Genomic DNA, 26,470 nt, shown 5'->3' on the forward strand with positions numbered 1-26,470 from the left:
CCCGCTCTTGCCTCGGCCACTTACCGTTACCGAAATGCGGATCTTCGGGACACTGTGTGAGCGTCGGCACTTTGACGCGGTCTGCCGCGGCCCCGTTCACTTGTCTTCGTTCCGGTGGCGCATCCGGACCGCCGGGAAGGACGAGGACGACTATGGGTACGCCGGATCTGGTCAGGGAATCCGCGCTGGGCGGGCGGTTGGTGCTGTGGGAGGAGTCGGCCCGCGACGGCGCGCAGGGCAAAACCCTGATGAGCGGGGACTTCCGCGTCCGGCTGGCCCGTGAGCACGGCCGGGTCTTCGGTGGTGACGGGCCCCGGCACGTCGTGTTCGCGGCCGGATTCCCCGCGGTGTGCGCGGAAGAGTTCGCCGCCACCCGCCGGGTCGCGGTGGAGACGGCCGGGTCCGTGAGTCCCGCCGCGGTCTGCCGGGCCACCCTCGACGACGTGCGGCAAGCGTGCGACGCGGTGCGGGGTACGCCGAACGCGCGGGTGATGATCGTGGTGCCCGCCTCCGACGTGATGGCCGACGCGATGGTCCACCGGCCCGCCGTCGACGCGCTGGCCGACGCCGTCACGCTGGTGCGGGCCGTGCGCGACGGCGGCACCGGCGTCATCCCGGACGTGTGTTTCGCCGACGCGCCGCGCGCCGACGTCGACGTGCTGGCCGGCGCGGCGAACGCGCTGACCGAGGCCGGCGCCGGCGTGATCGTCGTCGCCGACACCACCGGCGACCTGCTCACCGAGCGGTGCGCCGAGCTGTTCCAGGCACTGCTCGAGCGGGTGGCCGACGACGTCGTCCTGGCCTCGCACCTGCACAACGACCTCGGGCTCGGCCTGGCGAACACGCTGGCGGCGGTCCGGGCCGGCGTCCGGGTGGTGTCGAGCTCCTGGCTGGGCGTCGCGGAACGCAGCGGCATGGTCGCCACCGAGCAGCTCCTGTTCCTGCTCGCCCACCGCACCGCCGAACTGCTGGGCGAGGCCGACCTCTGGCACACGGCACCCGACCTGACCCGGATTCCCGCGATCGCCCGCGCGGTGGCGGCGGAGACGGGCCTGCCGCTGACGGTGACCACCCCGATCGTCGGCACCGGCGTCGGCACGATCTCCACCGGCACGCCGTTCGTGCGGCCGGCGACGTTCCAGCCCTTCGACCCGGCGGTGCTGGGCATCGAGCCGACGGTGGTGCTCACCCACCTGGCCAGTACCCGGGTGCTGCGCGCGGTCGGCGAACGGGCGGGCCTGGTGCTCGACCGCGCGGAGACGGCGGCGGCGCTGGCCTGGGTGAAGGCCGAAGCGTTCCGCCGCAACGAAGCGGTCGTCCCGGTCGAGAGCCTCGTCGGGTTCGTCGACGCGTTCCGCGCGACCGCCGCGGTGCCGGCGACGTGACGGCGATCCTGACGCAGCCCGCCGCAGCCGCCGACGCGTTGCGGGCGGGCTCGGCGGTCGTGTTCCCGAACCCGTACCCGCTGACCTCGGTGGTCGCCGCGACCGCGCCCGACGTCGTCAACACCGCCAAGGGCCGCCCCGCGGACCAAGCCGTCGCGTTGTGGCTCGTCGACGACGAGCCCTGGTCCGAGTTCGCCGCCGCCCTCGATCTCGACGACGCCACCCGGGTGCTCGTCCGCGAGCTCCTGGTGCGCGAACGGCTGACGCTGCTGCTGCCCGTGGTGAGCGGCCGGGCGCCGGGCTGGGCGTCACCGGCCACCCGCGACGGCCACGCGCTGGTGTTCGGCGCGTGCGGGGACCCGGTGCGCCCGATCCTCACGGACGTCGGGCACCTCCACGTCAGCAGCGCCAACCGCACCGGGCACCCGCCGGCGGCCTCTGCCGCCGAGGCGCGCGCGATGTTCCCGCCGGAGGTGCACGTCCTCGAGAGCGCCGATGACTCGCCCGCGGCCGGGCGCGCGGCGACCACCACACTGCGCGTGAGCCGGCATCGCAGCTTGACGCACACCCGCCTCGGCGCTCAGGACCGCGCACACGGCGGCCCGGAGGCTTACCTCGCGCACTTGCGGGCCGGTTACGTCACCTGAGCACCCTCGGTGTTCGGCTCAGTCCCGCACGACCCGCAGGCACAGCCGGGTGAGGACGGCGCGGAGCTCGTCGTCGGGCAGTGCGTCGAGGCGGCGCGTGACCACGCCCAGGTCGCTGATCAGCGAGTAGGCCGCGATCTGGTCGGCTGTCGGCGCCGGGCCGAACAGCAGGTGCAGGGCGCGGTCGGCCAGCTCGTCGAGGGTGCGGCTGATGCCGGGGTGCCGCCGGACGATCGGGTCGGCGTGGCTCATCGGCGCCAGCGTGCGGTACGCGGTGACGACCTGGCCGACCCAGTGCGTGACGAAGGATTCGCGGCGCTCGTCGTGGTCGGCGATCTGCTCGAGCGCGTCGAGCCCGGCGGCCAGCGCGGCAACCGTGGGTTCGAGCAGGGCCTCGAGGATCGCGATCTTGGTGCGGAAGTAGTAGTAGACGTTCGCCTTCGTGACACCCATCGTGTCGGCGATCTGCTGCAGCGAAGTGGCGTCGAACCCGTGCTCCAGGAACAGCCTCCGCGCCGTGTCCAGCACCGCCTGCCTGGTCTTCTCGGCCTGCGCCGCCCGTACCGCCGCCACCTGGTCATCGTAGCGCCCGCGGCGGACCGGAGGTGGTGCTACGCTGGTTTCGTTAGCCGAACGGCTAACGAAGCGAGGAGGACGTGATGTCGGGTTCGGTGCTGGTGACCGGCGGGACCGGCTACGTGGCGGGCTGGTGCGTCGCCGAGCTGCTCGGCCGCGGTTACGACGTGCGGGCGACCGTGCGTGACGCGAGCCGGGGCGACCGCGTGCGGCGGGCGGTCGCGTCCGTCTCGGACCGGACGGACCACCTGGAGTTCGCGGTGGCGGACCTGACCCGCGACGACGGCTGGGAGGAAGCCCTCGACGGCTGCGGCCACGTCCTGCACGTCGCCTCACCGCTCGGTGCGGACGGCGCGGACGCGCAGGCCTTGCTGGTCCCGGCCCGCGACGGCACGCTGCGGGTGCTGCGCGCCGCGGCCGCGGCGGGGGTCCAGCGGGTCGTCATGACGTCGGCGGCGAACACGGCCAGCCCGACGTCCTACACCGCCGACGGCGTCACCGACGAGACACTGTGGACGGACCTGGACGCGCCGAAGCTGCCCGCTTACCGGCGTTCGAAGACGGCGGCCGAGCTGGCGGCGTGGGAGTTCATGAAGTCCTACGACGGGCCGATGACGCTCGCCACCGTGCTGCCGGGTGCGGTGTTCGGGCCGGTGCTGTCGCCCGACACGCTGGGCTCGGTCCGGATCATCTCCCGGCTGCTGGCCGGCGCGATGCCCGGCACCCCGCGCATCGGCCTGGAGGTCGTCGACGTGCGGGACCTCGCCGACGTCCACGTCCGCGCCATGACCGCCCCCGCGGCGGCCGGCCAGCGGTTCCTCGCGACCGGCGAGTTCCTGTGGATGCACGACATCGCGCGCATCCTGCGCGACGGCCTCGGCGAGGACGGCCGCAAGGTCCCGACGCGCAAGCTGCCGGACCTCGCCGTCCGCGTGTCCGCGCTGTTCGACCGCTCGCTGCGGGAGATCATGCCCTCCCTCGGCCGCCGCAGCCGCCACAGCACGGCGAAGGCGAAGTCGTTGCTGGACTGGACACCGCGGCCGGCGGAGGTCGCCGTCCTCGACTGCGCCCGCAGCCTCATCGACCACGACGTCGTCGGGAAGTGACGCCCATGAGCCCCCAGAATCCCATCGAGGACACGCCGTTCGACGCCGCGTCGACGGCCGAGCAGGTCGCCGCCGGCGTCGACCTCACCGGCAAGCTCGCCGTCGTCACCGGCGGGCACTCGGGCATCGGCCGGGAGACGACCCGGGTGCTGCGCGAGCGCGGTGCCCACGTCGTCGTTCCCGTGCGCGATCCCGCCAGGGCCGCGGGCATGCTCGAAGGCATCGACGGCGTCGAGATCGACCGGCTCGACCTCGCCGACCCGGCGTCGGTGGACGCGTTCGCGCGGCGGTTCCTCGCGTCGGGTCGCGCGGTGGACATCCTGGTCACGAGCGCGGGGATCATGGGCGTGCCCCTGACGCGCGACGCGCGCGGCAACGAGTCGCACTTCGCGACCAACCACCTCGGGCACTTCCGGCTCACCGCAAGGCTTTCGCCGGCATTGGCCCGGGGCGCCCGCGTGGTGTCGGTGTCCGCGGCGGCGCACCGGCTGTCGCCGGTCGTGGTCGACGACCTGGCCTTCGAACGCCGCGAGTACCACCCGATGCTCGGGTACGGCCAGTCGAAGACGGCGAACATCCTGTTCGCGCTCGAGCTGGATCGCCGTGGGGTGCAGGCGTTCTCCGTCCACCCGGGATCCATTGTGGACACCAACCTGAGCGGCTGGGCCACCCCGGAGACGCTGCGGGCGATGAAGCTCGTCGACGACGACGGCAAGCCGGTGATCGATCCGTACGCGGGCAAGAAGACGGTCCAGCAGGGCGCGTCGACCAGCGTGTGGTGCGCGGTCAGCCCCCAGCTGGCCGGCCTCGGCGGGGTGTACTGCCTGGACAACAACATCGCGCCGGTGGCGCCGGAGCTCGACCACGACGCGAGCCGGCACGGGACGGGCGAAGTCCCGCCGGCGGGCGTGTCCCCGCACGCGATCGACCCGGCCGCGGCCGCGCGGTTGTGGTCGGTGAGCGAGGAACTGACGGGCGTCAGCTTCCCGGCGCGGTGACGGCCCGGTGCACGGTGTCGCCGGGCGCACCTTCAGCACGTCACCGCGGGGAGTCCAGCTCCCGCAGGCCGCGGCGGAGGTGCTCGCCGACCGCGACGGCTTGGGCGGGCAGGCCGGTCGGCTCCAGGATGTCGAGCACCGCGTGGCCCGCGGCCGCGGCGAACGTCGAGAAGTACCCGTAGCGGCCCGCCAGGACGTCGGCGATCTTGCGCCGCGTGACGACGGCGCCGATCGGGTTGCCCACGCCCATCGGCTTGTCCAGCGTCACCAGGTCCGGCGTGATCCCGGAGAGAGCGAAGCGTCACAGCTGCGGCCCGCAGCCCGAGCCGGACGCAGGCCCGCTGCGCGTCACGGCGATGCCCGTAAACGGGCATGAAGGCATGCTAGCATGCGGGCATGACTCAAGCCGTCAAACGGCAGTTCAGCGTCTACCTGCCGCCCGAGCTCATCAGGCGGGTCAAGCACGCGTCCGTCGACGCCGACGAGTCGCTCTCGGCGTTCGTCGAGCACGCGCTCGAGGAGTACCTGCGACGCGGTGAGGAGCGATCGTGATGCGCGTGCTGCCGATCCGCTACAGCGCGGACGTCGAGGCCCTGACGCGGTTCTACCGGGCCCTTGGCCTGGAGGCCGGGCCGGCGTCGCGCCCCGGCGGCTGGATCGAGCTGCCCGCCGACGGCGGCACGCTGGCCCTGCACCGCGGGACCGCGGAGGAGGCCGGCCGGTGCGAGCTGGCGTTCGAGGCCGACGAGCCGCTGGAGGACGTCGCGGATCGCTTGCGGGCGGCCGGGTTCGAGCCCGGCCCGGTGACCGACGAAGGCTTCGGCTTCTCGCTGCGCGTCCGGGATCCCGACGGCGTGTGGGTGCAGATCAACCGGTACGACCGAGAGCTGTACACGTGAGAGGTGCCCCGCCGGTGCTCGCCGCCGGGATCGTCGCGCTCGAGTTCGCGGCCGCCGTGACCGGGTTCGTCGCGTCCACGCTGCTGCCCGTCGTCGCCGACGACCTGGACGCGCGGGGCCGGCTCGGGCTCCTGATCGCCGGCTCGACACTGGGGTTGTTCGTCGCGCTCCCGCTGGCGAGCCGGGTGCTGGGCCGGCTGGGCCCGCGGCGCACCCTGGCCGCCGGGATGCTCGCCTACCTCGGTGGGCTCGCACTGGCCGCGTCCGCTCAGGCTGCGTGGGTGTTCGCGCTGGGGCAGTTCACCAGCGGCCTGGCCGGCGGGCTCCTGGCGGTGTTCGGGATCAGCTCGGCGATCCGGCACCTCGACGAACGGCTGCGCATCAGGGTGGTCGCGGCGTCGTCGGCGATGTGGATCGTGCCCGCTCTGGCCGGCCCGGCCGCGACGCTGGGCCTGGAACACCTCGTCGGGTGGCGCTGGACCCTGCTGGTGCCGGTGCCGTTCGTCCTTTTCGGACGGTTGCTGGTCGTGCGCGCCGTCCGGGACGACCCGGCCGTCGAGGCCGCGCCGCGCCCGCTAGGCCGGACGCTGTCGGTGCCGCTGGGCGCCACGTGCGTCGTGCTGAGCGCGGGGTGGTGGCCGCTCGCGATCGCCGGCGCGGTGCTCACGGTGGCGGGGACGGTCGCGATCCTGCCCGCGGGAACCGCGCGCCTGCGGCGGGGGACGCCCGCCGCGCTCGGGGCGATGGTGCTGTTCGCGGCCGGCTACTTCGGCGCGGACAGCCTGATCACCGTGCTGCTGACGAGCGGGTTCCGGATGAGCCTCGGGCAAGCGGCGGTCGTGCTGAGCGCCGCCCCGCTGGGGTGGGCGGTGACGAGCCTGCTGGCCACGCGGTGCACGTCGGCGTTTCCGGTCGCCGGTCTGAGCCTGACCGCGCTCGGCACGGCGGTGCCGGCGGTCGAGCTGGCCACCGGCGGCTCGTTCGGCGTCGTCCTCGGCGCGTGGACCGCGGCCGGGATCGGCGTCGGGCTCGCATACCCCAGCCTGTACATCCGGGCGACGACCGCGGGCTCGAGCGGATTCACGGCCACGGAGCTGGCGACCGCGGTCATCACGGCCGAATGCGTCGGCCAGCTCCTCGGCCGTGCGGTCGGCGGCACCTTGAGCTCGGCCGGCACCACCGGCGGGCTGGTCGCCGCCTACGTGCTGTTCGCGCTCGCCCTGATCGCGGCCGCGGGTGCCGCGAGCCGGACATCGACCGCCGGGTAGCCATCATTCCGGCGGGGTATCGGTGAATCCGGGCGGCGCCGACCGGACCGATTCCCGCTCGAAACGACGTCGATTACGCGGAATGGCCCATGGCCGCGCCGCTGAACGGCTGTCATGCCTTACTTCTTCACGGCGGCGACCTTCTTGCGCGGCGTGCGCTTGCGGGCCGCGACCGGTTCGGCGGCCTGTCGCTGCGCCTCGTCGTAGGCGGTGACGATCTCGGAGGAGAGGCGGCCGCGTTCGGAGACCTCATAGCCGCTTTCCCCGGCCCAGGCGCGGATCGCGCGTGAGCGCTCACGGTCCGCGCTGCTCGCCGTCGACTGCCCGGTGGCGACGCGCACCTTGCGGCCGCCGGTCTTGCGGCTCGCGGCGATGAACCGCGCGAGTTCCCCGCGCAGGGCGGTGGCGTTGTCGTCGGAGAGGTCGATCTCGTAGCTGACGCCGTCGAGGCCGAAGGGAATGGTGTGGGTGGCGGGGCTGCCGTCGAGGTCGTCCAGCATCTCGACGAGGACCTTTTGCGCCATGGGAATTCTCCAACCGGTTGACTGTGTGTCCGTGGTGACCAGGAGCACGATATGCGGGATCCACTGTGGATCATACATACCCACCGGTATTATCGCAATTTCCCGAAAACGCGAACAAGTATCGTGAAAATGTCACAGGGCCGGGCGGACGGCGTTTATGGCTGGTGCGGGCGTCGCCGTTGACGACCGCGTTCGTTCCGCCTGATCAGCCGGGCCGCTCGGGTGAGCGGAGCAGGTCGTCGAGGCCGCCGCGGGCGTCCGCCATGACGAGCTCCTCCGCGGTGGCCGCGTCGCCGGCGCGCAGGGCGCGGACCAGCGCGCGGTGGCCGGAGTAGCGGTCGAGCCCGAACCGGTCGTCGGCCAGCACGTGCTCGATCAGGCGGCTGCGCCGCTCGGCGCGGGAGAACACCCGGCTCTGCTCCAGCAGCCGGACGAGCACCGGGTTGCCGGCGCACGCGCTCACCTCGTCGTTGAACTGCTGGAAGACGTCGAGCAGGGTGTGGACGTAGTTCTCGACGCGCTGCCCGTCGGCGTGCCGCTGGCGCATGACGATCACCAGGTCGTCGGCGGTGTCGAGGAGCGCGTCGAGCCGGACCAGGTGACCCTTCGTCGCGTGCCGGGCCGCGAAGCGCGCGACCAGCCCGCGCAGGGCGACCTCCACCTCGGCCAGGTCCCGGATCGCGGCGTCCCCGATCATCGCGACGACCACCGTCCGCGGCCCGGCGCGTTCGATGAGGCCGTCCTGTTCCAGGCGCCGGATCGCTTCGCGGACCGGGGTGGGGCTGACGGCGAAGCGTTCGGCCAGGCCCCGTTCGGTGACCTTTTCGCCCGGGCGCAGGTCGCCCGCGGCGATGGCGCCCTGCACCGCGCGGTAGGTGCGGTCGGCGAGCGTCTCCGCCACCGGGGCGGCCGGTGACTGCTGATTCATGTCCTCACCTTAACCGAGCCATGGCATCCCGTTATGCCACCGTTGACAGTTTTGCTATAGCATCTCTAGGGTGACGACAGCGCCGACGCGACGAAGCGGCCGCGGCCCCCGGAGGACTTGCGATGACCACAGTGGACACCCCGAGGGGGCGGAAGAGCGGGCGGCGCATCACGTTCTACGTCGCGCTGGCCGTCTTCGCCCAGGAATCGACGTGGAACTTCTACGACGCGCAGGTGCCACCGCTGCTGCGCGAGCACGTCGGCAGCGCCGCCGTCATCGGGCTGCTGATGGGCATGGACAACGTGCTGGGCCTGTTCATCCAGCCCTGGATCGGCAACCGGTCGGACAACACCCGCACCCGCTGGGGCCGGCGGATCCCGTACCTGGCCGTCGGCATGCCGATCGCCGCCGTCCTGTTCGCCACGATCCCGCTCGCGTCGTCGCTGCCGGCGCTGATCGCGCTCATGTTCGCCTACGCGCTGGTGGCGAACAGCTTCAAGCCGCTGGGGGAGGCGCTGCTGCCCGACTTCATCCGCCCGGAACGCCGCAGCCGGGCCAACGCGGCGGTGAAGATCGCGTCCAGCCTCACCATCATCGTCTCGGCGCTGATCAGCACGTTCCTCGTCGACTCGCACCCCAAGCTGGCCTTCTCGGTGCCTTCGGTCCTGATGCTCGTGTCCGCCGCGGTGCTGGTGTGGCGGGTCCGGGACAGCACTTCGCGCGCCTACCGGGAAGCCGTGGCGGAGGACCGGGAACCGGCGCGGGAGGACACGCCCAAACCGCGCATGCGCGACATCCTGCGGGACATCGCCGGCGACACCGACCGCACCCGGCTGCTGGTGATCCTGGCGATCCTCCTGTTCGGCGCCGCCTGGGCGGCGTCCCGGTCGCTGATCACCAACTACGGCATCGAGGCGCTCGGCCTGTCCCGCGGCAGCGCCGGCGGGCTCACATTGCCCAGCGGGGTGGCGTTCCTGCTCGCGGCGTACCCGCTGGCGCTGCTGTCGGAGCGGATCGGCCGGGTCCGGGTGATGGCGCTGGGCGCGACGGTCTTCGTGGTGTCCCTGACGATCGGCACGCTCCTGCACACCCCCACGGCGACGATCGTCGCCCTGTGCGTGGCCGCCATCGGCGCGGCCGGCTTCGTGATCAACGGCGCGGTGGTGCTGTGGAACCTGGCGCCGTCCAGCCGGGTCCTGGGCACGTACACCGCGCTGTACACGGTGGGCTGGGCCACGGGCGGCTTCCTGGGCCCCGCGGTGGTGGGCGGAATGGTCGACGTGACCGGCTGGCGCCTCATGCCGATCGACGCCGCATTGCTCGCGGTGTTCGCCCTGGCCGCGGTGGTCCGCATAGAACTGCTGCGGCGCCGGTCTTCGAGCGAGACGGGAGCCGCGTTGTGAGCACGGTTCTGGTCACCACCGACCACACCCGCCCCGGCGGCGAGGCTGCGGTGGCGTCGGCCGGCGCGGGCCGTGTGGTCGGTTTCGGCGGGGGTGCGGGTGGTTCGGCTGCGGCTCGTGGTGTCGGCCGTCTTGCGCTTCGCGGCGCCGTGGTGCCGATCCACCAAGGAAGGGCGGCGGTGTTGTGAGCACGGTTCTGGTCACCACCGACTACACCCACCCCGGCGACGAGGCCGACACCATCCTCACCGCCGCCGGGCACGAAATCCGCTACCGCCCGGGAGCGCGTGGTGACGAACTGGCCGCGGCCCTGGGCGATGCGGTCGGTGCCATCGTCTCCACCGACCCGTTGACGGCGGACGTCCTCGAACGCGCACCACTGCTGCGGGCCGTCGTCCGCTCGGGTGTCGGGTACGACTCGGTCGACGTCGATGCCGCTGCCCGGCTCGGCATCCGGGTCAGCAACCTGCCCGGGGTCAACAGCAACGCCGTCGCCGAGTACACGCTCGCTCTGCTGCTGGCCGGCGCCCGGCGGCTGGTCGAGTCGGCCGTGGGAGTGCGCGAAGGCGGGTGGCCCAGGCAGAGCGGCCGCGAGCTGCGCGGCGCCACGCTCGGGCTCGTCGGGCACGGCCCGGCCGCCCGGGCCGTCGTCCCGCTCGCGCGGGCGTTCGGGATGCGGATCCTGTGCGCCACTGCCTACCCGGACGGCGGTGCGCCCGGCGTCGAGTTCGTCGAGCTGCCGGAGTTGTTGCGCGAAGCGGACTACGTGTCGCTGCACACCGCGCTGACCGCGCGGACCCGCCACCTCGTCGACGCCGCCGCGCTGGCGTTGATGAAGCCCACGGCGATCCTCGTCAACACCGCGCGCGGGGCACTCGTCGACGAAGCCGCCTTGGCCGGGGCCGTCACCGCGGGGCGGCTCGCCGGTGCCGCCCTCGACGTCGCCCAGGCCGAACCGCTACCGGCCGACAGTCCGCTGCGCGGGGTGGCCGGCATCACCGTGTACTCGCACCTCGCCGGCCAGACCGCCGAAGCCCGGCGGGCCACCGCCATCGCGGCGGCGCACGAACTGCTCGCGTCCCTGCGCGGCGAACCCCGTACCCCCGTAACAGCTAGGAGAGATCAGTGAACGACACGGCAGTGGGCGTCCTCGTGCCCACGGGCATGATCGGCGCGGGGTTCGCCCCGGAAACGGTCGAACGCGGCCTCGCGCTCGGCGCCGACGTCATCGCCGTCGACGGCGGCTCGACCGACTCCGGGCCCCACTACCTCGGGTCCGGCACCCCGAAGACGTCCACCGCCGCGGTCGCCCGCGACATGCGCCTGCTGCTGCGCGCGGCGGCGAAGGCCCGCATCCCGCTCATCGTCGGGTCCTGCGGCACCAGCGGAGCGGACAGCGGCGTCGACTGGCTCGCGGACATCACCGCCGGGATCCTCGCCGAAGACCGGCTCGACCTGACCGTCGCCACGATCCACAGCGAACAGGACCCCGCCTACCTCCGGCGCCGGCTCGCCGAGGGGGCGATCCACCCGCTGCCCCCGCTCGGGCCGCTCGACCGCGCGACCCTCGACGGCTGCGTGCGGGTCGTCGGGATGATGGGCCACGAACCCATCGAGGAGGCCTTGCGCGCGGGTGCTGACGTCGTGCTGGCCGGGCGGGCCACCGACACCGCCGTCGCGGCCGCTTTCGCGCTGCTGAAAGGGCTCCCGCCCGGCCCGGTCTGGCACGCGGCAAAGATCGTCGAGTGTGGCGGCCAGTGCACGACGAACCCCCGCTCCGGCGGCGTGTTCGCGCGGATCGACCAGGATGGCTTCACGATCGAGCCGCTCGACCCCGCGGCGTCGTGCACGCCGACGTCGGTCGCCGCGCACATGCTTTACGAGACCGCGAACCCGTTCCGGATGCGGGAGCCCGCCGGCACCCTCGACGTCTCACGCGCGACCTACCGCGAGGTCGACCACCGGATCGTGCGCGTGGAGGGCTCGGTGTTCGAACCCGCTGCGCAGCACACGATCAAGCTCGAAGGCGCCCGGCTCACCGGCTACGAAACCATGTCGTTCACGGCCATCCGCGACCCGCACATCCTGGCCGGCATCGAGGACTGGGCCGCGCTGCTGAAGAAAGTGCTTGTCGAGCGCGTGCACCAGACGCTCGCGCTGGGGGAGGGGGACTACGAGTTCGACGTCCGGCTCTACGGCCACAACGCGATCCTCGAGGACCTGGACCCCGCGACCACCCCGGCCCGCGAGGTCGGCGTCATGCTCCTGGTGCACGCCGCTGACCAGGCCACCGCGACCGCCGTCGCCAAGATCGCCAACCCGCTGATGCTGCACCTGCCGACGGCGGACATGCCGTACCTGCCGAGCCTCGCGTTCCCGACCTCGCCGGCCGAGACCGAGCGCGGGCCGGTGTACGAGTTCGCGCTCAACCACGTCGTCGACTCCGAGACCCCGACCACGATGTTCCGCACCACCATCCGGAAGGCCCGCGTCGATGCCTGACACCCTGCAAGACCTCGCGACCGAGGTCCGTTCGAAGAACGCGGGCCCGTTCTGGGTCACCATGGAGGTGTTCCTGCGCGACGACGCGGGTTACCTCGTCGCCGCCGACGAGGAGTTCCTGAACGAGACCGTGATCGCGCGGCTGTACGGCGTCCCGGCCGCCGGGGTGCAGATCTTCCGCATCCCGGCGCTCAACGTCGTCAAGATCTCCTTCCCCCGCCCGATTCCCCAGGGCAGCCTGCGCGACCGCGACGTCCACGCCGGGCAGCACCACGTGCCGCTGGCACTCCTGGAGCTGCCCGGCCGAGCTGCCGGAGGGTGAGGTTCAGCGCACGGCCTTGCGGCGCACGAACCCGATCACCCCGGTCGCGACGAACAGGATCGCGCCCACGATGATCAGCCAGAACAGGCCCTTGATGACGAGCCCGAGCACCACCAGCACGGCCCAGATGACCAGCAGGCCGACGATAAGTCCCATGACGCGTTCCTCTCGGTCGATGTGTCGCGTGGGTACCCCGCAGCCCGGCGATCCACTCGGCGGAAGCATCACCGTCCGGTCGCGCCGGGGCGACGCGAGTCACCGGTGTGGGGGACGCTCGTGTGCGGGCCCGGCCGCCGGGGTAACCAGCCGGCATGACGTCCATCGGCTACTTCCTGTCCTGCGAGCAGTACGGCCCTCGCGAGCTCGTCGCCCAGGCCCGGGCGGCCGAGCGCGCCGGCTTCGAGCGGCTGTGGATCTCGGACCACTTCCACCCCTGGAACGACGCCCAGGGCCAGAGCCCGTTCGTCTGGTCGGTGCTCGGCGCCCTGTCCGAGGCCGTCTCCCTGCCGATCACGACGGCGGTGACCTGCCCGACCGTCCGGCTGCACCCGGCCGTGATCGCGCAGGCCGCGGCGACCGCCGCCGTCCAGCTCGACGGCCGGTTCGTGCTGGGCGTCGGCTCGGGGGAGGCGCTCAACGAGCACATCCTCGGCGACCCCTGGCCCTCGGCCGGGCAGCGGCTGGCGATGCTGGAGGAGGCCGTCGAGGTCATCCGCCTGCTGCACGCGGCGGGCGCGCGCGGCGAGTCGATCAGCCACCACGGTGAGCACTACGACGTGGTGGACGCCCGGATCTACACCGTGCCGGCCGAGCCGGTGCCGATCTACGTGTCCGGGTTCGGGCCGCAGGCCACCGAGCTGGCCGGGCGCATCGGCGACGGCTACTGCACGGTCGTGCCGGACGCCGACCTCGTCCGCGCGTTCCGCGAGTCCGGTGGCGGCGGCAAGCCGGTGCAGGCCGGGATGAAGGTCTGCTGGGACGCCGACACCGACGCCGCGCTCGACCAGGCGCACCGGCTGTGGCCCAACGACGTCCTGCCCGGCCAGCTCGCCCAGATCCTGCCGCGCCCCGAGGACTTCGAGGCCGCGACGTCGTTCGTCCCGCGCGCGGACGTCGCGGAGGCGATCGTGTGCGGCGACGACCCGAAGGCCCACGCCGAGCGGGTGCGCCAGTACGTCGACGCCGGGGTGGACGAGATCTACGTCCAGCAGGTCGGTGCCGACCACGACGGCTTCTTCCGCGGCTGGCAGGAGTACGTCCTGCCGGAGTTCCACTGAGGAATGGGCGCGTCTCTGGCAGGGTGACGTGATGGCCTGCCGCATCAGCGAAATCGTCATCGACGCCCGGGACCCGGAGACACTGGCGAAGTTCTGGGCCGCCGTGCTCGGCTACGTCGAGATCGGCCGGGAGCCCGACGGCATCGAGATCGGCCCGCCCGGCACCGGCTTCGGCGGCCCGCAGCCGACGCTCGTCCTCGGCGTCGGCGGGTCGGGGAAGGCGGCGAAGCTGCCGCTGCACCTGGACGTCAGCCCCACCGACCGGGACCAGGACGCCGAACTGCGCCGGCTGCTGGAGCTGGGCGCCAGACCGGCCGACGTCGGGCAGACCGGCGACGAGAGCTGGCACGTCCTGCAGGACCCGGAGGGCAACGAGTTCTGCCTGCTGCGGACCCGCGTCGACCCGGCGGCCTGAGCGGCAGTCCGAAGTGGACACCGCCGGACCGACGGGGTGGCCGGTCCCGCGCACTGGGCCGGAAACCCGGTCAGGCCTGGACTTCCTCGGCGTGCTCCGGCCGTAGGCGGTCGAGGGCCGGGCGGCTCAAGCGGGGTCGCCCGCCCGCGTGCTCGGTCGTCGCCGCGGCTGCCGCGACCGCGAGGCAGGCCGCCGTCTCCAGCGGGCGCCTGCGGGTCAGTGCCGCCGTGAGGGTCGCGACCAGCGCGTCCCCGGCTCCGGTGGTGTCGACGACGTCGGTCTCGACGTCCGGGACGAACCAGGTGCCGTCCGGCCCGGCGAACAGGGTGCCCTGTCCGGACACCTCGAGCACGACCAGCGACGGCCCGCGCCGCCGCAGTTCGGCCGCGGCGCGGACGGCCGTCTCGAGGTCCGCCACCGGCTGCCCGGTGAGCGTCTCGGTCTCGTGGGCGCCGGCGCGCACGACGTCGGACAGGGCGAGCAGCTCATCGGTCAGGTCCGGGTCTTCCGGCGCGCCGTCCAGCACGACGCGGGTGCCCGCGGTGTGCGCCAGCCGCGCGGCCAGCAACGCCGCCGGCGCGGGCTGCTGCAGCTGGACGATCAGGGAGCAGGCGGCCGAGATCGGCGCGGCGGCTGCGGCGACGTCGGTCTCGGTCACCAGCGTGGCGGCCGGGATGTGCTCCAGGTAGCGGCGGCGGCCGTGCTCGTCGACGACGTCGACGATCAGCGCCGTCTCGGCGCCGCGCCGGCGGACCACGTGCGTGGTGCCGATGCGGTCGGCCCGGGCCCGCGCGCGCAGGGCGTCGCCGACGAGGTCCTCGCCGACCACCCCGACGAGCGACACCGACGTGCCCAGCTGGCTCAGGGCCACGGCCTGGTTGGCGCCCTTCCCGCCGAGCACCTCCTGCCGGTGCTGCACCTCGGCCGACGACCCCGCGTCGGGTGCGTCCGGGACTTCGACCACCAGGTCACGAGCGACCTGGCCGACGACCACGACTTCGCTGGGCATGTAGTGCCTCCTCGGCTCCGCAGGTCGGCTACCCCGCGCCGCGAGCACGGCAAACCGCTCGTTCGGGTAGGTGAGCCGGCTCAAGCGGCCCCGAGGACTCGCGCCGCGGCGTCCCGCGCGTGGGCGTAGGGGCGCTCGAAACCGTGCATCCCGTCGGTGACGAGCGCCCCTTCGTGCAGCAACATGAGGGTCCGGGCGCTCGACCTCGGGTCGGCGGCGCCGGCCGCGGTGGCGATGGTCGTGAACAGTTCGAGCATCCACGCCTTCTGGTCGACGATCACCCGGTAGGCGGGGTGCGCCGGGTCGTTGATCTCGGCGTGGGCGTTGATCATGCTGCAGCCGTTGCCGCTGTAGCGGGCGGCCCACCGGGCGGAGGCGTCGAACACGGCGCGGAGCCGGGCGGCGGGGTCGTCACCGGCCGCGTCCAGCAGCGGGGCGAGGAACGCACGCCACCGGCTGTCGCGCTCGCGGAGGTACTCGACGACCAGCCGCTCCTTCGAGCCGAACCGGTCGTAGAGCGTCTTCTTCGTGACCCCGGCGCGCTCGGCGATCAGGTCGACGCCGACCGCGTGGATGCCGTGCGCGTAGAACAGCTCCTCCGCCGCCGCCAGCACCGCGCGGGCCTTGGGCGTCCACTCGATCACCTCGTCCATGGCCTCGACTATACCGATCGGTGTAGTCTCGGGCCAATGACTAAACAGATCGGTATACCCGGATCGGTGATCGGGCTCGGCGCGTTGTTCGTCGCGTGCTGGTCGTCCGGCTTCATCGGCGCGAAGCTCGGGGCCGCGGACGCGCCGGTCGCGACGGTCCTGATGTGGCGGTTCGTGCCCCTGGCGCTGCTGCTCGCGCCGTGGCTGGTCCGCTCGGGCGCCGGCGGGACAGCGGGGCTCGGGCGGCAGATCCTGGTCGGGGCGCTGTCGCAGTCGGGGTACCTGCTGACCGTCTACTGCGCCATCGGCCTGGGCGTGAACACCGGGACAACGGCGTTGATCGACGGCGTCCAGCCGCTCGTCGTCGCCGCCCTCGCCGGGCCGCTGCTGGGCGTCGCGGTCAGCGGACGGCAGTGGGCCGGCTTGGGTGTCGGCGCGGCCGGGGTCGCCATGGTGACCTGGTCGGACGCGACGTCGGGGCACGGCACGCCACTGTGGGCCTACCTGGTGCCGTTCGCCGGGATGTGCTGCCTGGTCGCGGCGACCTTCCTCGACCGGCGCACCCGCGACCGCCCGTCGCCGGTGCGCGCGGTGGCCATCCACTGCACCACCTCGGCCGTCGTCTTCACGGCTCTGGCGGTGGCGACGGGCACCGCGCTACCACCGGCGTCGGCCCGCTTCTGGCTCGCGATGGCGTGGCTGATCGTCTTCGCCACGTTCGGCGGCTACGGGCTCTACTGGCTGCTGCTCGACCGCGTCGGCGTCACGGCCGTGAACACGCTGATGTTCCTGGTGCCGGCGGCCACCACGATCTGGGGCACGCTCATGTTCGGCGAGCCGTTCAGCGCGTGGACCGGGACCGGGCTCGCCCTGGCGCTGGCCGCCACCTGGCTGGTCTCCCGGCGGCCTCAGAGCCGCGAGCGGGCGGTGTCGGCGGCGCGCGGAGCCCCGCCGTGCCACCGCACCGGCGTGGCCGGCGTCCGGCGCGGACGCCGTTTCGACGGCGGTTCGGCGTAGCGGTCCAGCAGGACGCTGAGCCGGTCGCCGTCGCACTGGCGGCGGATGAGCCGCTCGCCGCGCGCGGCCAGGGCGTCGAGGGTGAAGTCGGCGACCGCCCGCGGAGCCGGCCGGACCTCGCCGGGGAACGTGGCGACGACGTGCATCGAGCCGGATCTGCCCTCGGCCGCCGTCAGCTGCCAGCCGTGGCGGCGATCCCAGGTCAGGAGTTCGGGTTTCGCGGGGCCGTCGGCCGGGCGGCCCGCGAAGCGGATCTGGCCGTACAACGGTTCGGCGGGCTCGACCGCGGCGTCCTCGTTCAGCAATCCGAGTTCGGTGGCGACGGCGCGCAAATAGGGGACTAGTGCGGTTTCGTCCGAGAAGTCGGTGTTCATGGTTCACCTGCCTGATCTTCGACGATGTCCGTCTACTACCCGTTTTTCCGGCGGATACGCACGAAATCGTCGAACGATGTTCCTGAGCTGACGCGTCCGTTCGTGCGATGTTGGTGCGGCCGCGTGTGAGAGGCGTCAGGCTGGGGGAATCAGAGGGTGTTCCGATCACCGCGGGGGAGCTGAGAACGTGATGCGTGAGAGCTTCGACTTCGACGTGAATCCGAGAGAAATCAGGCTCGTGCGATCGTGGGCGCGCGAGCGGCTGGCGGCGGCCGGCGATCTCCCGGACGAAACGATCACCGACATCGTGCTGATCATGAACGAACTGGCCACGAACGCCGTCCGGCACGCCGCCGGGCCGGCGCGGGTCCGGCTGCTGCGCTCCGACTCCGCGGTCTGGATCGGGGTCGAGGACGCGGGCGGCGCCGCTTGGTTCGACCCGGCCGTGCCGCTGCCCACCCCGATCGGCACCGGACTGACCCTGGTCGCCGCGTGCTCCCACCGCCGCGGCCACTTCCACCGCGGCGACGGCGGCCGGACGGTGTGGGCCGAAATCCCCGTCGCGTCCTGACGTCGACCGCTCGGCGGTCCACCCAAAGGTAGGAACTCTGCGCTGTCAAGAGTGGCAGTGCATCTTGTCCTGCCTTGTCGCGTGACGTCCGGTTTCCGTGACGCAGAGCCGGTTCACGTGCGCGAACCGGTCGATCCAGGGTATCCCTCGAAGCAGTGAGTCCGGCTATATTCATCAGATGTCTGCCCTCTGACTCAGCCGGAGAACCCCGATGCGAATCGCCACCGTCGTCGCGCACCTGGTCACCGCCGCAGCCGTTGTCGCGGCTGTCGGCGCCACTCCCGGAAGACCTCCGGACGTCCTCTACGCCGCCCCTGCCGGGCACGGCTCCGCCTGCAGTTCTTCCTCCCCGTGCGCCCTCCCCACCGCCCGTGACCGGGTCCGCGGCCTCGTCCAGCACGCCCGCGGGGACGTCGTGGTCGAGCTGCGCGGCGGCACCTACTCGCTGACCACGCCGTTGCGGCTGGGCGTGCAGGACTCCGGCACGCCGGGCCACCGCGTCGTCTACCGCGCGGCTCCCGGGCAGGCCCCGGTCTTCAGCGGCGCGCTGAAGGTCGGAGGTTTCCGGAAGACGGACGCCGCCAAGAACATCTACCGCGCCACGGTGCCGAAAGGGACCGCGAGCCGCGAGCTGTTCGTGAACGGCGTCCGCGCGCAGCGGGCCCGCGCGGCCCAGGACCCGGGCGGGTTCTCCGTGTCCGCCACGGGTTTCACCACCGCCGACGCGACCTACACGACTTGGACGAACGCGCCCGGCGTCGAGGTCGTCGCCAACAACGGCTGGAAGCAGCTGCGCTGCCCGCTCGCCTCGATCACGCCGGGCACCGCGGGCGGGTCGGCGCTGACCGTCGACCCCGGGTGCTGGAACAACAACCACAACTCCGTGCCCAACCCGAGCTTCCCCTTCAACGGCGCGGGCCTGCCGAGCCTCGACCGCGTGACCTGGCTCGAAAACGCCTACCAGCTGCTCGGCACGCCCGGCCAGTTCTACCTCGACGGCGACGCCGGTTACCTCTACTACGTGCCCCGGCCCGGTGAGGACCTCGCCAAGGCCGACGTCGAACTGCCCGTCGCGCCGGAGCTGCTCGACCTCGCCGGCACCCCCGGGCACCTCGCGCCGCTCGACGACACCGACTGGCGCGCGACCTACACCGGCGCCTGGAGCTACTCGAACGGCCGGCACCTGGGCGACCTCGGCGCCGACGTCCACTACACCCAGAACGACGGCGACGCGTTCAGCTACACCTTCACCGGCACCGGACTCCAGGTCCTGACCGAGACGAACACGGACGAAGGCGACATCGACGTCTACGTCGACGGCGTCAAGAACCAGACGGTGTCGGCGAAGAGCGCCGAACGGCTCGCGCAGCAGGCCGTCGTCTCGGTCACCGGGCTGGCCAAGGGGAAGCACACGGTCCGCGTGGTCAAGGCCGGCGGCGACTACCTGCTGATCGACGGCTTCACCGTCATCCCCGACGTCGTCGCGCCGGTGCACGACATCGCCTTCGAAGGGATCACGTTCGCCTACACGACCTGGACCGCCCCGAGCACCGCGGGCTACGTCGACAACCAGGCCGGCATCCTCTGGGACCCGGCGACCCGCACCCCGACGCGGATCCCCGCCGCCGTGCAGGTGCACCGCGGCGCGCGGATCGCGTTCACCGGCGTGACCGTGCAGCACACCGGGACCAGCGGCATCGACCTCGCCGACCAGACCCAGGGCTCGACGGTGTCGGGCAGCTCGATCACCGACATCGGCGGCAGCGGGGTCGCGGTGGGCGAGGTCGACGACTACTACCAGACCCAGCCCGCGCTGATGACCAGCGGCAACAGTGTCTCCGGCAACATCGTGCAGCGGCCGGGCCAGGAGTACCAGGACGCGGTCGGCGTCTGGGTCGGCCACAGCCGCGGGACCACGTTGTCCCACAACGACATCGGCTACACGCCGTATTCGGGCGTGTCGATCGGCTGGGGCTGGGGCTGGGCGTCGAGCTGCGCGTTGCAGGCCCAGCAGGGCCTGGCCGACCCGTGCCTGCACGGCACGACCTACACCGGTGACAACCATGTCATCGGCAACCACGTGCACAGCGTGATGGGCGTGCTGTTCGACGGCGGCCCGGTCTACACCCTCGGCGGACAGGCGTCGCCGTCCGAATTCGTCGGCAACGTGCTCGGCGAGTGCGTCAACGGCTGCAACATGATCTACCACGACGAGGGCAGCTCGCTGTGGAACACCCACGACAACGTGGTGGAGTTCAGCAACGGCTCGCTGTGGCTGAACCTGTGGACGCCGACCATCCACGACGACTCGATCCACGGCAACTTCACCGACACCGACCGCTACAACAACAACGGCACGGCCATCGACCTCACGCCGTCCACGGTGGTCACCGACGGCCGCTGGCCGCCCGCTGCGCAGGCGATCATCGACGCGGCCGGGCCGGGCACCCCGCCGGGCAAGGTGCTCGACGACGACGACCTGCGGATCTCCTACACCGGGAGCTGGTCCTCGAGCGGCTCGCGCACCTACGGCGACCTCGAGAACGGCGTGCACTACACCCAGCAGGACGGTGCTTCCGCGTCGATCACCTTCACCGGGACCGGCATCAGTCTCCTCACCGAGACCAATTCCGACGAAGGGGATATCGGCGTCACGCTCGACGGCGCCGACAAGGGAACCGTCAGCGCGAACACCGCCCAGCGGCAAACCCGGTTTCCCGTTTATTCGGTGACCGGGCTCGCCGCCGGGCGGCACACGCTGACCGTTTCCAAGAAGAGCGGAACCTATTTCCTGGTGGACGGCTTCCGCGTCAAATAATGGTTCAGCGGTTCAGCAGCCGCAGGTCGACCGCGTCGGCCATGGCCTGCATGCCGGCTTCGTTCGGGTGGATGTGATCACCCGAGTCGAAGCCGGCCTGCAGTGCTCCGGGATCGGAGGGGTTTTGCGTCGCCTGGTCGAAGTCGACGACGCCGTCGAACTGCCCGCCGGTGCGGATCCAGGCGTTCGCCGCCTGGCGGATCGTCTCGCCGTGCTCGCTGTAGCCGCCGGATCCCTTGTCCGGCAGCATGGTTCCGCCGATGATCCGCACGCCGGCCGCGTGCGCCTGGCGGATCAGCTCGCGGTAGCCGTCGATCAGGTGCTGCGCGGTCAGCGGGACGCCGCCGGGGCCGGCGTTGTTGCCGATGTCGTTGATGCCTTCCAGGAGGATCACGGTCCGGACACCGGGTTGCGCCAGCGCGTCGTGGGCGAACCGCTTGAGGGCGCTGACGCCCTGCCAGATGTTCGGCACGTCGGTCAGCACCCGGTTGCCGCCGATGCCGGCGTCGACCACGGCGCTCGGGTGCGGCCCGGCCAGCCGGCGGGCGAGGTCGTCCGGCCAGCGGCGGTACGCGCTCGCCGGGGTGTTGTAGCCGTCGGTGATGGAGTCGCCGAAGGCCACCACGGTGCCGCGCGCGGCGGGGGAGACGACGTCCAAACCGGACAGGTAGTACCAGGAAGTCGTTGCGGCGACGTAGTTCCCGTCCTCGGTGTCGGCGGCGAAGTCGCCCGGCTTCGAGAGGTAGGAGACGTCGAACGCGTCGGAGTGCCAGGTCGCCGAGCTGGTCGCCTGGGGCAGGTACAGGCTCACGAGCAGGTTCTGTTCCGCTTGCACGGACAGCGGCACCGGATCGCTGACGACCTCCTGGCCCGCCGGGATCGTGAACGTCTTCGCGTGCGAGAACGTCACCGCGTGCCCGGAGCCCGCGACGGCGGTCGCCTTGCCGGCCTGCAGTGCGAGGCTCACCGCGCCGACGGCGAGGGGAGTGGTGCCGCGCAGGTTGGACAGGTGCACGCGTAGGGCGGCACCGCCGACGCTGGGGTGCACGACCATCCGCAGCGTCCGGTCGGTGAAGTTCGGGCCGCCGATCGTCATGCTCGGCGACCAGGCCGAAACCCGTTGAACTGCGGCGGAATCGGTTTCGGCAACGGCGGTGTTCATGCTGCCCGAAATCAGTGCGACTATTGTCGCCGTGGCCAGCAGGGCCCTTTTGGTCATCACGGGAAAATCACCTTCTTCGGTGGGGAGACCACAGTTTTACCGCGCGTTTCCGGAAATGACCAGAAGTTGTTTGTGCGGGACCGGTTCGTGCCCGGCCCGGCCGGGTCGTAGAATCCGGGGGACGGCCGGCGACCGGCCCGGGTGCACCGTGAGGGAGGGGCGTACGTGGCCGGTTCCGACGACGACGTGTTCTTCGCCGACGGCGACGTCGGCCGCGACCTGGCCGCGGTCGACTGGGCGGCGACCCCGCTCGGCCCGCCGTCCGGCTGGCCGCAGAGCCTCCGGACCGCGGTGGACATCCTCGTGTCGTCCCGGTTCTCGATGTGGATGGCCTGGGGCCCGGACCTGACGTTCTTCTGCAACGCCGCCTACCGGCGCGACACGCTGGGCCGCAAGTACCCGTGGGCCCTCGGGCGGCCGGCGAGCGAGGTGTGGGCCGAGATCTGGGGCGACATCGGCCCGCGGATCGCCACCGTGCTCGCCACCGCGCAGGCGACCTGGGACGAGGCCCTGCTGCTCTACCTGGAGCGGTCCGGCTATCCGGAGGAGTCGTACCACACGTTCTCCTACAGCCCGCTGCGCGACGACGACGGCGTCGTGGTCGGCATGCTGTGCGTGGTCCGCGAGGACACCGACCGCGTCATCGCCGACCGGCGGCTCTCGACGCTGCGCGACCTGGGCTCGGACCCGGCCGTCGTGCGCACCGAGCAGCAGACGCTGGCCTTCGCCGGCCGGCAGCTCGACCGCAACCGGCGCGACCTGCCCTTCACGCTGACCTACCTCTTCGGCGACGACGGCGTCGTCCGGCGCGCGGCCTTCACCGGCATCGCCGCGGACCATCCCGCGGCTCCCGCCACGCTCGCCGCCGACGATCCCGCCGCGGTGTGGCCGGCCCCGCCCGGCGGCGAGTCCGTGCTCGTCGACCTGGCGGCCTTCGCCGAGCTGCCCGCGGGCGACTGGCCGGAGCCGCCCACCCAGGCGCTGCTGGTCCCGCTGGCGCGGCAGGGCGGCACGCCGTACGGCTTCCTGGTGGCCGGGCTGAACCGCTACCGCGCGCCGGACGAGAGCTACCGCGGGTTCGTCGAGCTGGTCGCCGGGCACCTCGCGGCCGGCATCGGCGGCGCCCGCAGCTTCCACGCCCAGCAGCGGCGGGCCGAGGAGCTGGCCGAGCTCGACCGGGCCAAGACGGCGTTCTTCTCCAACATCAGCCACGAGTTCCGCACCCCGCTCACCCTGATCATGGGCCCGCTGGACGAGCTCCGGGCCCGCGTCGGCGGCACCGACGAGCGCACCGGCCGGGAGCTGGACGTCATCCACCGCAACGGGGTGCGGCTGGGCAAGCTCGTCAACACCCTGCTGGACGTCTCCCGGCTCGAGGCCGGCCGCATGCAGGCCCGGTTCGAACCGGTGGACCTGGCCGAAGTCACCGCCGAGCTCGCCGGGGTGTTCCGCTCCGCCATCGACAAGGCCGGGCTGCGCCTGGACGTCGACGGCCCGCCGCTGGGCGAACCCGTGTACCTCGACCGCGGCCTGTGGGAGAAGGTGATCTTCAACCTGCTGTCCAACGCGCTGAAGTTCACCTTCGACGGCGCCATCACCGTCACGATGCGGGCCGACGGGGACCAGGCGGCCGTCACGGTCGCGGACACCGGGATCGGCGTCCCCGAAGGCGAGCTGCCCCGGTTGTTCCAGCGGTTCCACCGCATCGAGAACGCCCGCGCCCGCTCCACCGAAGGCAGCGGCATCGGGCTGGCGCTGGCCCAGGAGATCGTCGACCTGCACGGCGGCACGATCACCGCGAGCAGCGTCGAGGGCGCGGGCACCACCTTCACCATCCGGCTGCCGTTCGGCTCCGCGCACCTGCCCGCGGAGGCGCTGATCCCGGCGGGTGGCCGCACCGAGGCCCCGGACGCCGCCGCCTACGTCCACGAAGCCCTGCGCTGGCTGCCCAGCACGCCCGACGCCGACGGCGAGACGCGGCCCCTCTCGGCCCCCGCGTCGGCGACGCGGGTGCTCGTCGCCGACGACAACGCCGACATGCGCGAGTACCTCACGCGGCTGCTGAGCGACGCCGGCTACCAGGTCGACGCGGTCACCGACGGCCAGGAAGCGCTGGAAGCGGCCCGGGCGACGGCGTTCGACCTCGTGGTCAGCGACGTCATGATGCCCCGGCTCGGCGGCATCGAGCTGGTCGCGGCGCTGCGCGACGACCCGCGCACCGCGTCGATGCCCGCGCTGCTGCTGTCCGCCCGCGCCGGGCAGGAGGCCTCGATCGAAGGCCTGCGCGCCGGCGCCGACGACTACCTGATCAAGCCGTTCGCGGCGGCGGAGCTCCTCGCCCGGGTGCGGGCCAACGTCGAGCTCGCGCGGCTGCGCACGCACCAGGCCCGCTGGCGCACCGCGCTGGTCGATTCGCTGCAGGAGGCCTTCTTCGTCTGCGACGCCGACGGCGCGGTGATCGAGATCAACGCCGCGTTCACCGACATCCTCGGCTACAGCACCGACGGGCTGCCCTACCACCCGGTGCACCCGTGGTGGCCGAGCGCCGAGACCGATCCCGAAGGCTATCGAGCGGTCGACGAGGCGTTCGCGACCCTGCTCGGCCGGACCCACGGCACCTACACGATCCCCGTCACCCACCGCGACGGCCACCGGCTGTGGGCGCGCGCCGCGTTCGCCCAGGCCCAGGACCCGGACACCGGGCGGGCCGTCATCGTCGGCACCTTCCGCGACGTCACCGCCGAGCACTACGCGATCCAGCGCGATAGCGCCCTGGCGTCGATGAGCACCCGGCTGGCCGAGGCGACGACGCTGACGGACGCGATGGCCGGCGCGTTGAGCGAGCTGAAGGACCTCTGGCGCGCCGAAGGCGTCGTCGCCTCGGTGTTCGGCGCCGGTGACGAACCCACGCGCACCTACGCCGACCCGCCCGTCACCTGGGAAAACCTGCCCGACGACCAGCGCCGCGCGCTCGGCGAGCTGCGGCAGGGCTCGCTGCTGGCCCCGGTTTCCGGCCACACGTGGTCCGGGACCGTACTCGAACACCCCCACGGCCGGCTGGCGCTGCTGATCGACCTGGGCGACCGCCGTCCGTTCACCGACGAGGACCGGCTGCTGCTGTCGCTGCTGGCCGGCCACATCGGGCCGAGCCTGGGCCGCGCGCACCAGATCGACCAGCAGCGCGAGACTGCCGTTGCCCTGCAGCGGGCCATCCTCGGCCCCGCCGACCTGCCCACCGGGTTCGCCGTCCGCTACGAACCCGCGACGCGGCCGCTGGAGGTCGGCGGCGACTGGTACGACACGGTCACGCTGTCCGACGGGCGCATCGGGATCGTCGTCGGCGACTGCGTCGGCCGCGGGCTGCACGCGGCCGCCGTGATGGGGCAGCTGCGCAGCGCGTGCCGCGCGCTGCTGCTGCAGGACCCGCGGCCGGCGCACACGCTGATGGCGCTGGACCAGTTCGCGGCCAAGCTCGACGGCGCGTTGTGCACCACCGTCTTCTGCGGCGTGCTCGACCCCGGGACCGGGCAGCTGACCTACAGCACGGCCGGGCACCCGCCGGGGATCCTCGCGCTCTCCGACGGCGAAACGCTGCTGCTCGAAGGCGGCCGGTCCGTGCCCCTCGGCGTCCGCCCCGGCCGCCCGCGCCCCGAAGCCGTCCACACCATCCCCGCCCGCGCGACCCTGCTGCTGTACACCGACGGTCTCGTCGAGCGGCGAAAACGGTCGCTGGACGAAGGAATCGAGCGGGCCGGGCAGGTCCTGCACGACGGCCGGGTGAACGCGGTCGAGGACCTGGCCGGCGATCTCATGCGGCGCCTGGCGCCCACCGCGGGTTACGACGACGACGTCGCCCTGCTGCTCTACCGCCACCCCGGGCCGCTGGAGGTGAGCTTCCCGGCCGAGGCGGGCGAGCTCGGCCGCGTCCGCAAGACGTTGCGCACCTGGCTCGGCCAGTGCCAGCTCGACGCCCAGCAGGCGCAGAACGTCCTGGTCGCGGCGGGCGAAGCCTGCGCCAACGCGATCGAGCACGGCCACCGCGACACCCCGGGCGACGTCGTCCTGCTCCGCGCCGAAGCCTTCGCCGACAGCCTGCGCCTCACGATCGCGGACACCGGCCGCTGGAAGGCGGCGGACGCGGCCCCCGGTTCCTCCCGCGGCCACGGCATCACGTTCATGCGCGCGATGATGCAGGAGGTCACCATCAACACCACCGCCACCGGTACCACCGTCGACATGCTGACCAGGATCGTGTGATGACCACTCCGCTTTCACTTGTCCCGCAACGACGTCCCGACGGCACCACCGTCCTGGCCGCCGGCGGTGAGATCGACATGAGCAACGCCCCGGCGCTCGCCGCGGCGCTCGAGGAGACCACGGAACTGCTCGTCCTGGACCTGACGGACGTCGAGTACCTGGACAGCGCGGGCATCGCGGTGTTGTTCGACCACGCCGACCACCTGGAACTCGTGGCTTCCCCGTTGCTGTCCCCGGTGCTGACGGTTTCGGGGCTGAGCGAGGTAGTGAAGGTCCACCAGCCTCGCCAGTGACCCGGA

The 26,470-nt window shown here is 72.5% G+C and carries 28 protein-coding genes; 19 read left to right on the forward strand and 9 right to left on the reverse strand.

The window, feature by feature from the left end; genetic code table 11:
* Nucleotides 1–152 precede the first annotated feature (152 nt).
* Both OG439_RS05420 and OG439_RS05425 read left to right on the forward strand, forming a co-directional pair.
* Nucleotides 153–1,385 carry a 2-isopropylmalate synthase gene (locus OG439_RS05420; RefSeq protein ID WP_326948233.1) on the forward strand — a complete coding sequence of 411 codons (1,233 nt, stop codon included), beginning with the start codon at nt 153–155 and terminating at the stop codon, nt 1,383–1,385.
* Complete coding sequence (locus OG439_RS05425; protein ID WP_326948234.1) at nt 1,382–2,032, forward strand: hypothetical protein; 651 nt, start codon at nt 1,382–1,384, stop codon at nt 2,030–2,032. The genes OG439_RS05420 and OG439_RS05425 overlap by 4 nt, the downstream gene beginning before the upstream one ends.
* Before the next feature lie 18 nt (nt 2,033–2,050).
* Here the strand turns inward: OG439_RS05425 and OG439_RS05430 are convergent, their stop codons facing one another.
* Complete coding sequence (locus tag OG439_RS05430) at nt 2,051–2,605, reverse strand: TetR/AcrR family transcriptional regulator (RefSeq protein WP_326948235.1); 555 nt, start codon at nt 2,603–2,605, stop codon at nt 2,051–2,053.
* An 86-nt stretch (nt 2,606–2,691) separates the two neighbouring features.
* On the opposite strand from OG439_RS05430, the gene OG439_RS05435 reads away from it, so the two are divergent.
* Nucleotides 2,692–3,714: an NAD-dependent epimerase/dehydratase family protein gene (locus tag OG439_RS05435; RefSeq protein WP_326948236.1), complete on the forward strand. Its 1,023-nt coding sequence runs from the start codon at nt 2,692–2,694 to the stop codon at nt 3,712–3,714.
* Nucleotides 3,715–3,719: 5 nt separating this feature from the next.
* On the forward strand, nt 3,720–4,712 hold the full coding sequence (locus tag OG439_RS05440) for an SDR family NAD(P)-dependent oxidoreductase (RefSeq protein ID WP_326948237.1): 993 nt from the start codon (nt 3,720–3,722) through the stop codon (nt 4,710–4,712).
* Nucleotides 4,713–4,752: 40 nt separating this feature from the next.
* Here the strand turns inward: OG439_RS05440 and OG439_RS05445 are convergent, their stop codons facing one another.
* Nucleotides 4,753–4,995 carry an aminotransferase class III-fold pyridoxal phosphate-dependent enzyme gene (locus tag OG439_RS05445; protein WP_326951496.1) on the reverse strand — a complete coding sequence of 81 codons (243 nt, stop codon included), beginning with the start codon at nt 4,993–4,995 and terminating at the stop codon, nt 4,753–4,755.
* A gap of 113 nt (nt 4,996–5,108) precedes the next feature.
* Here OG439_RS05445 and OG439_RS05450 point away from each other — a divergent pair, with 113 nt between their 5' ends.
* From OG439_RS05450 to OG439_RS05460, 3 genes are read left to right on the forward strand one after another with little or no spacing between them, the layout of a single operon-like run.
* Nucleotides 5,109–5,264, forward strand: coding sequence for a CopG family transcriptional regulator (locus tag OG439_RS05450; RefSeq protein WP_247049876.1), 156 nt, complete (start codon nt 5,109–5,111; stop codon nt 5,262–5,264).
* The gene (locus tag OG439_RS05455) at nt 5,264–5,611 is read left to right on the forward strand and encodes a VOC family protein (RefSeq protein WP_326948238.1); all 348 of its coding nucleotides are present in this window, start codon (nt 5,264–5,266) and stop codon (nt 5,609–5,611) included. The genes OG439_RS05450 and OG439_RS05455 overlap by 1 nt, the downstream gene beginning before the upstream one ends.
* Nucleotides 5,608–6,879: an MFS transporter gene (locus OG439_RS05460; RefSeq protein ID WP_326948239.1), complete on the forward strand. Its 1,272-nt coding sequence runs from the start codon at nt 5,608–5,610 to the stop codon at nt 6,877–6,879. The genes OG439_RS05455 and OG439_RS05460 overlap by 4 nt, the downstream gene beginning before the upstream one ends.
* 119 nt (nt 6,880–6,998) lie before the next feature.
* On the opposite strand, the gene OG439_RS05465 is transcribed toward OG439_RS05460, so the two are convergent.
* The gene (locus OG439_RS05465) at nt 6,999–7,403 is read right to left on the reverse strand and encodes a histone-like nucleoid-structuring protein Lsr2 (RefSeq protein WP_247049881.1); all 405 of its coding nucleotides are present in this window, start codon (nt 7,401–7,403) and stop codon (nt 6,999–7,001) included.
* Between the two features lie 205 nt (nt 7,404–7,608).
* Nucleotides 7,609–8,331, reverse strand: a complete 723-nt coding sequence (locus tag OG439_RS05470; RefSeq protein WP_326948240.1) for a GntR family transcriptional regulator — start codon at nt 8,329–8,331, stop codon at nt 7,609–7,611.
* Between the two features lie 122 nt (nt 8,332–8,453).
* Here OG439_RS05470 and OG439_RS05475 point away from each other — a divergent pair, with 122 nt between their 5' ends.
* From OG439_RS05475 to OG439_RS05495, 5 genes are read left to right on the forward strand one after another with little or no spacing between them, the layout of a single operon-like run.
* Nucleotides 8,454–9,734 carry an MFS transporter gene (locus OG439_RS05475; protein WP_326948241.1) on the forward strand — a complete coding sequence of 427 codons (1,281 nt, stop codon included), beginning with the start codon at nt 8,454–8,456 and terminating at the stop codon, nt 9,732–9,734.
* Complete coding sequence (locus OG439_RS05480; RefSeq protein ID WP_326948242.1) at nt 9,731–9,922, forward strand: hypothetical protein; 192 nt, start codon at nt 9,731–9,733, stop codon at nt 9,920–9,922. The genes OG439_RS05475 and OG439_RS05480 overlap by 4 nt, the downstream gene beginning before the upstream one ends.
* The gene (locus tag OG439_RS05485; protein WP_326948243.1) at nt 9,919–10,863 is read left to right on the forward strand and encodes a phosphoglycerate dehydrogenase; all 945 of its coding nucleotides are present in this window, start codon (nt 9,919–9,921) and stop codon (nt 10,861–10,863) included. The genes OG439_RS05480 and OG439_RS05485 overlap by 4 nt, the downstream gene beginning before the upstream one ends.
* Nucleotides 10,860–12,236 (forward strand): acyclic terpene utilization AtuA family protein, encoded by a 1,377-nt coding sequence (locus OG439_RS05490; RefSeq protein WP_326948244.1) that lies wholly within the window; start codon nt 10,860–10,862, stop codon nt 12,234–12,236. Before OG439_RS05485 ends, OG439_RS05490 begins: the two co-directional genes overlap by 4 nt.
* Nucleotides 12,229–12,558 carry a DUF4387 domain-containing protein gene (locus tag OG439_RS05495; protein ID WP_326948245.1) on the forward strand — a complete coding sequence of 110 codons (330 nt, stop codon included), beginning with the start codon at nt 12,229–12,231 and terminating at the stop codon, nt 12,556–12,558. Before OG439_RS05490 ends, OG439_RS05495 begins: the two co-directional genes overlap by 8 nt.
* A 3-nt stretch (nt 12,559–12,561) precedes the next feature.
* Here OG439_RS05495 and OG439_RS05500 read toward each other — a convergent pair whose 3' ends face one another.
* Nucleotides 12,562–12,714 (reverse strand): hypothetical protein, encoded by a 153-nt coding sequence (locus OG439_RS05500; RefSeq protein ID WP_326948246.1) that lies wholly within the window; start codon nt 12,712–12,714, stop codon nt 12,562–12,564.
* A 155-nt stretch (nt 12,715–12,869) separates the two neighbouring features.
* Here OG439_RS05500 and OG439_RS05505 point away from each other — a divergent pair, with 155 nt between their 5' ends.
* Both OG439_RS05505 and OG439_RS05510 read left to right on the forward strand, forming a co-directional pair.
* Nucleotides 12,870–13,835, forward strand: a complete 966-nt coding sequence (locus OG439_RS05505; RefSeq protein WP_326948247.1) for a TIGR03557 family F420-dependent LLM class oxidoreductase — start codon at nt 12,870–12,872, stop codon at nt 13,833–13,835.
* Nucleotides 13,836–13,866: 31 nt separating this feature from the next.
* On the forward strand, nt 13,867–14,250 hold the full coding sequence (locus OG439_RS05510) for a VOC family protein (protein ID WP_326948248.1): 384 nt from the start codon (nt 13,867–13,869) through the stop codon (nt 14,248–14,250).
* Nucleotides 14,251–14,320: 70 nt separating this feature from the next.
* On the opposite strand, the gene OG439_RS05515 is transcribed toward OG439_RS05510, so the two are convergent.
* Nucleotides 14,321–15,259 (reverse strand): PfkB family carbohydrate kinase, encoded by a 939-nt coding sequence (locus OG439_RS05515; protein WP_326948249.1) that lies wholly within the window; start codon nt 15,257–15,259, stop codon nt 14,321–14,323.
* 80 nt (nt 15,260–15,339) lie between these two features.
* Nucleotides 15,340–15,912, reverse strand: a complete 573-nt coding sequence (locus tag OG439_RS05520; RefSeq protein WP_326948250.1) for a TetR/AcrR family transcriptional regulator — start codon at nt 15,910–15,912, stop codon at nt 15,340–15,342.
* A 66-nt stretch (nt 15,913–15,978) separates the two neighbouring features.
* Between OG439_RS05520 and OG439_RS05525 the strand changes: the two genes are divergently transcribed.
* Nucleotides 15,979–16,929 carry a DMT family transporter gene (locus tag OG439_RS05525; RefSeq protein ID WP_326948251.1) on the forward strand — a complete coding sequence of 317 codons (951 nt, stop codon included), beginning with the start codon at nt 15,979–15,981 and terminating at the stop codon, nt 16,927–16,929.
* Here the strand turns inward: OG439_RS05525 and OG439_RS05530 are convergent.
* Entirely contained in the window at nt 16,821–17,303 is a 483-nt protein-coding gene (locus OG439_RS05530; RefSeq protein ID WP_326948252.1) for a DUF6292 family protein, read from the reverse strand. The two genes, OG439_RS05525 and OG439_RS05530, sit on opposite strands and share 109 nt — an antisense overlap.
* A 190-nt stretch (nt 17,304–17,493) precedes the next feature.
* Between OG439_RS05530 and OG439_RS05535 the strand changes: the two genes are divergently transcribed.
* Both OG439_RS05535 and OG439_RS05540 read left to right on the forward strand, forming a co-directional pair.
* Nucleotides 17,494–17,874 carry an ATP-binding protein gene (locus OG439_RS05535; protein WP_326948253.1) on the forward strand — a complete coding sequence of 127 codons (381 nt, stop codon included), beginning with the start codon at nt 17,494–17,496 and terminating at the stop codon, nt 17,872–17,874.
* Nucleotides 17,875–18,085: 211 nt separating this feature from the next.
* Nucleotides 18,086–20,692, forward strand: coding sequence for a hypothetical protein (locus tag OG439_RS05540; protein WP_326948254.1), 2,607 nt, complete (start codon nt 18,086–18,088; stop codon nt 20,690–20,692).
* Between the two features lie 4 nt (nt 20,693–20,696).
* Here the strand turns inward: OG439_RS05540 and OG439_RS05545 are convergent, their stop codons facing one another.
* Nucleotides 20,697–21,911 (reverse strand): SGNH/GDSL hydrolase family protein, encoded by a 1,215-nt coding sequence (locus tag OG439_RS05545; RefSeq protein WP_326948255.1) that lies wholly within the window; start codon nt 21,909–21,911, stop codon nt 20,697–20,699.
* Between the two features lie 168 nt (nt 21,912–22,079).
* On the opposite strand from OG439_RS05545, the gene OG439_RS05550 reads away from it, so the two are divergent.
* Together OG439_RS05550 and OG439_RS05555 are read left to right on the forward strand one after the other, a co-directional pair.
* Nucleotides 22,080–26,171: a SpoIIE family protein phosphatase gene (locus tag OG439_RS05550; RefSeq protein WP_326948256.1), complete on the forward strand. Its 4,092-nt coding sequence runs from the start codon at nt 22,080–22,082 to the stop codon at nt 26,169–26,171.
* Entirely contained in the window at nt 26,171–26,464 is a 294-nt protein-coding gene (locus tag OG439_RS05555) for an STAS domain-containing protein (protein WP_247049910.1), read from the forward strand. Before OG439_RS05550 ends, OG439_RS05555 begins: the two co-directional genes overlap by 1 nt.
* Nucleotides 26,465–26,470 lie beyond the last annotated feature (6 nt).

The sequence above is a fragment of the Amycolatopsis sp. NBC_01307 genome (assembly GCF_035975215.1).
Taxonomy (GTDB): domain Bacteria; phylum Actinomycetota; class Actinomycetes; order Mycobacteriales; family Pseudonocardiaceae; genus Amycolatopsis.